Below are 4,174 nucleotides of genomic sequence, written 5' to 3'. Positions count from 1 at the left end.
CTCGAAAATCGTTTTGATCTACCCCTATCCTTCTCCTGCGCTCTCCCTTCTCTCGAATTGGGACTGCAAATGTAAGTGCTTTTTTATTAACAGCCAAAAATTTTGAAACTTATTTTTGAAGTTTTTTTAAACCCCTAAATACTTTTTCTAATCCTATTAACTGCTCTTCTGCGCTGCTCATCACTTCTGATTTGCGGGTGCAAAAGTACACCCTTTTTTCAACCTCACAAACTTTTTTACGATTCTTTCTCATCGCATTACTTAAGTTGCTGAATGATAGCCGGATTATTTTACAGATAGTTTGCGGAGGGAGGAGGGAGGAGGGATGAGGGATGAGGGATGAGGATGGACGAATGGAGGATGGACGAATGGAGGATGGACAAGCGATAATAGATAATAGAGGATAGAGGATAAAGGATAAAGGATAAAGGATAGAGGATAGATGATGAGGGATGAGGGATGAGGGATGAGGAAGGACGAATGGGTTCGACTCCGCTCAGCCGGAAATCGTTGTGGAGCTGAAGGAGACTTGTGTATGTGAACCCGAGGGTGTTGATGGCTGAGGGAGGAAGATAATGGGTGGAGGGCCGGGCCACTAGTGGGTCTGGTCCTGTCTTCGTTTGCGGACGTAGTCTTTGGGGCGAATGCCGTTGATCCTGTAAAACTGATCTGAGAAGAGCTGCCTTGATTTGTAGCCACATTCGTTGGCCAATGCCTTGATGTTGAACTTCAGGTAGCTGCGGTCGGTTTCCATCTTGTGGGTGATATAATTGATCCTAAGCATGGCGATGTAGCTGTTAAAGTTCATATTTTTGCTTTCGTTGATATACATTGACAGGTAATAGGTATTGGTCTGAAACTTAGTGGCCAGGCTCTTTTCTGTCAGTTTGATATCCAAAAAACCGGCATTCTTTTCAAATTCTTCTATTTTCTTTTGCAGATCTGTATTATGTTTTGGTGTCAGGACGCTTTTCCTTGCGGGCAACCGGCTCACCGGTTGCAGATCCAGGCTTCCGCTACCTGGGGCAAAACGATGCTCTACAGCCTTGTAATGGTGGCCGACCAGTTTCTCCCTGCGGCTGTACCAAATACCCAAGAGCCATAAAATGACGGCTGTGGCCAATGCGGCTATCACATTGCGTGTATTCAGCCAATAGGCCTGCTCCAGCCATTTGGTGTCGTATTGTCTGTGAATATTACCTAACAGATAGGCAAAATCTACCCTGACCGTGCTGTCGGCTTTCAGGAGCTGCCTGGCATAATACAGTTGTGCCAGCACCTTTTTCTGCTGTACCGCATTCCTGATGAGGAGATCATAATTGCTGCGCAACTCCGGCAATATGAACTGTTTTTTATTGAAAACCGAATCCACCTTAAGCGCATAGCGCAGTGCCTGCCCCTTGCTACCGGTTTCCAACAGGTCTTTTGCCATAAAACTGTAGACCACGGCTAACCATGCGAAATCGTCGTAGCGCTGAAGTACAGGTATTGCCTTCCGGAAACTGGTGATGCTTTCCCCATAGGCGCCACGGTAATAGTCCAATATGCCGCGGCACTTATGAAAGTAAGCTTCTTCCAGTTCGAAATCGGGATCGCCGGCCGTCAGGCGTAAGCCCAGATACCAAGCTGTCTGCCTTTGTCAGCTCCTGCATGTAACGGCGGCACACCGCTAACTGGTAAAGGCTGTTATAATAACCCTTGCGGCCGTTATAGCGCAACTCGGGATTGCCGGCCTGCTTTGCCTGCGCCCTGTAATACCGGATGCAGGACTCAAACTGCAATGCCGCCTCGCCATAATCCCCAGATAGGACCTGACTACACCTATGTGGTACGTAATTTTATATTTGAGGTACCTATCCGTCAGCCTGTCCGTATATTTATCGGCCAACAGATATTGGCTGAGTGCGTTTTGTACTGTCTGAAGCTGTAGTAATAGACCGTCCCTATAGTAAGGTGAGCGGCGGCTATCCTCGCATTATCGCGGGTGTAAACTGCCGCTACCAGGGCACTGTCGGCATATTTTAGTTTGACTGATGGCGAAGGACTGAACAGCACGGCATCTTTATAAGCCTGGCAGAGATGCCCGTAGTCCCTGTGCTGCACCGCCCACCGGATGTAGCGCCGGACATCCGGGAGCGCAGTGGTATCATTTTTCTTTTTGTGTTCATAGCCTTTGCGCATGGCATGCTCTTCGGCCCTGCTGGCTGCCCGGACCCCAAAAGCCATCATGCCGAAAAAGGCCAAAGCTGTTATCCATTTAAACGTTTTCATTGGTTGGTGTTTTTTTAAGATGTTAGAATGCAGATGTCAGATATTAGATTTAAGATCAACACTTTAAACTCTGCAAATATATTTTTAATTATTGCAAAACATAAGTAGCCTCATCTCAAAATTAGTCAATATAACGATTGGTTGCACCTCCAGGCGCAAGATACAGGCACTACCTCCGGGTAAAATACAGCAAAGCCCTTCCCACAAAGCATTTGAGGGCTATAACTTGTGGTCATGATTTAAAAATCCGGACGTCCGTATTTTTAAATCATGACCACATCTGCTTGCAGAACAGATGAAGCCAGCCTAGATTTGGTTTCGGAATATCCCATCAACCCTGCAGGTTCTTTATGTCTAATTTTTCAGTACATGACAAAAAATATTTTATTAACCACAACAGTCACAAAAGACTTAATGATACCGATCAAACTATTATTTGCAATATATCAGAACTGCTCCGTGGGAGCAATATCTGTGTAGATAATCAATGGAGTTGATGTTTTCCGCTCCAAAGGAACAGTATCTTTTTATAGCATTTTTCGGTAGAACTGGTATAATTAAGGTTTTATAATTTTAAGGAAGTTAACAAAAGCTTAAATTTCAAATTTTTACAATCTTAAACCCGTTGTGCATTATGAAATAAAAAAGTAAAAAGTTGTTCATTTGATTGAAAATCAGTAAATTGAATTAGCCATAATACATTTACAATGAACAACTTAAGTGCAAATTACGAAAGAATTTTGGAAGTTTTGAGAAAAATATCAAATGAAAACCTTCTGTCTTATCAAAGACGAGTTCCCAAAATGAAAGATTTAGAATTAATAAGTCTGGCACTAACTGCTGAATACATGGGAATTGACAGCGAAAATCATCTTTTCCGACAGCTTCCAAAAGCAATAAAATGTAAGATAGAGCGAAGCGTTTATAATCGTCGCAAACGCAGATTATCAAATAAGATTAATGATTTACGAATGAAAATAGCAGAAAGTTTTAATGAGTTTGAGAAGTTTTTCATTATTGACAGTATGCCTGTAGAAGTTTGTAAACTTTCCAGAAGTGGTACTTCGAAAATCTGTAAAGATGCCGAATATTGTTATCCAAACAAAGGTTTTTGTGCTTCTCAGCAGATGTCTTTTTATGGATACAAACTCCATGCGGTTTGTTCTGTAAATGGTGTTTTCCAAAGTATAGATTTGAGTTCCGCTTCTGTACACGACATCCATTATTTAAAAGACATCAGAGAACAATTATCGAATTGTACATTGCTTGGAGACAAAGGCTATTTGTCGTCTGAAATTCAAATAGATTTGTTTAATTATGCCAACATAGAACTGGAGACTCCGAAAAGAATCAATCAAAAGGAGTATAAACCAAAGTTTTATTTGTACAAAAAGCAAAGAAAAAGGATTGAGACGTTGTTTTCGCAACTGTGCGACCAATTCATGATTAGACGTAATTATGCCAAAACTTTTGAAGGCTTTAAAGCCCGATTAATAGCCAAAATAACGGCTTTAACAGTTGTGCAGTTTATAAACAAAACTTATTTCAATCGAAATATCAACAACTTAAAAGTCAGTATTATTTAAATGAATATCCGTAATTACACATAATTTCGTATATTTACTTATAATTCAATTAGTTAGATGAATATATTTAGTTTTACAACGCATTTTGGGACAGAGGAAGATTGCAGAATTCATTTTAAGGAGCAGAGAGATAAAATCGGAGTGGTTTGCAAGTGCGGTCACAAGGAGCATTTCTGGATTAAAAGCATCTGGAGCTACGAATGCAAAAAGTGTCGTAAAAGAATTTCCTTGAAAAGTGGAACGATTATGCAAAATTCTAATCTTTCATTCTTAATTTGGTACAAAACCATGTTTCTAATGAGCGTTACCAAGAAAGG

4 protein-coding genes are annotated in these 4,174 nt (G+C 41.2%); 2 read left to right on the top strand and 2 right to left on the bottom strand.

Going from position 1 to position 4,174, the window contains the following annotated elements; genetic code table 11:
- Positions 1-595: 595 nt before the first annotated feature.
- The gene (locus B0B05_RS16100; RefSeq protein WP_076784587.1) at positions 596-1,543 is read right to left on the bottom strand and encodes a helix-turn-helix domain-containing protein; all 948 of its coding nucleotides are present in this window, start codon (positions 1,541-1,543) and stop codon (positions 596-598) included.
- A gap of 317 nt (positions 1,544-1,860) precedes the next feature.
- Positions 1,861-2,271, bottom strand: coding sequence for a hypothetical protein (locus tag B0B05_RS16095; protein WP_076784586.1), 411 nt, complete (start codon positions 2,269-2,271; stop codon positions 1,861-1,863).
- 707 nt (positions 2,272-2,978) lie between these two features.
- Here B0B05_RS16095 and B0B05_RS16085 point away from each other — a divergent pair.
- Both B0B05_RS16085 and B0B05_RS16080 read left to right on the top strand, forming a co-directional pair.
- Positions 2,979-3,857 carry an IS982 family transposase gene (locus tag B0B05_RS16085; protein WP_076784584.1) on the top strand — a complete coding sequence of 293 codons (879 nt, stop codon included), beginning with the start codon at positions 2,979-2,981 and terminating at the stop codon, positions 3,855-3,857.
- Positions 3,858-3,914: 57 nt separating this feature from the next.
- Positions 3,915-4,174 (top strand): transposase (locus tag B0B05_RS16080; RefSeq protein WP_143746066.1); only part of this gene is annotated, 260 nt, incomplete at its 3' end.

Origin of the sequence: Epilithonimonas bovis DSM 19482, from assembly GCF_900108115.1 — a bacterium.
Lineage (GTDB): Bacteria > Bacteroidota > Bacteroidia > Flavobacteriales > Weeksellaceae > Epilithonimonas > Epilithonimonas bovis.
Note: the sequence above shows the minus strand (reverse complement) of the source record. Positions and strands in the feature narration are given on the sequence as shown.